Origin of the sequence: Aeromonas sp. HMWF014 (assembly GCF_963878295.1) — a bacterium.
In the GTDB taxonomy this organism is placed as follows: Bacteria; Pseudomonadota; Gammaproteobacteria; order Enterobacterales; family Aeromonadaceae; genus Aeromonas; species Aeromonas popoffii.
Genome location: NZ_CAWNYS010000316.1, coordinates 1 through 425, shown reverse-complemented (window position 1 = coordinate 425; position 425 = coordinate 1). Strand labels below are relative to the sequence as shown.

General features: G+C 65.4%; 1 protein-coding gene. It reads left to right on the top strand.

Annotation, left to right across the window (positions count from 1 at the left end):
• Positions 1-425: phosphopantetheine-binding protein (locus tag AAC083_RS23115; RefSeq protein WP_258224689.1), on the top strand; the 425-nt coding region annotated here is incomplete at both ends.

The window sequence follows — 425 nt, the reverse complement described above, 5'->3', positions numbered from 1 at the left end:
CCCGCCATTGACTGGCAACAGAGCAAGCGCGAGCCACAAAGCGAGCTGGAGCAAACCGTGCTCGCCATCTGGCAGGGGGTGCTCAAGCAGCCGCTTGGGGTGGAGGATGACTTCTTCCGTCTGGGGGGGGATTCCATCCTCAGCATCCAGCTCACCACAAGGCTGCGGGATGCGGGGCTGCACTGCAGCGTCAAGGACGTGTTCGAGGCCAAAACCGTGCGCCGCCTCTGCCGTCAGCTCGGCCAGCAGCAGGCGGTCAATCACCAGACGGAGCAGGGCTGCCTGACAGGGGAGTTCCCGCTCCATCCCATCCAGCACTGGTTCTTCGAGCAGGGCTTCGCCAAGCCCGGCCACTGGAACCAGGGGGTAATACTGCGCCTGCCCGCCGGGGTGGACGATGCCGCCTTGCATGGCTGGCTGACGAC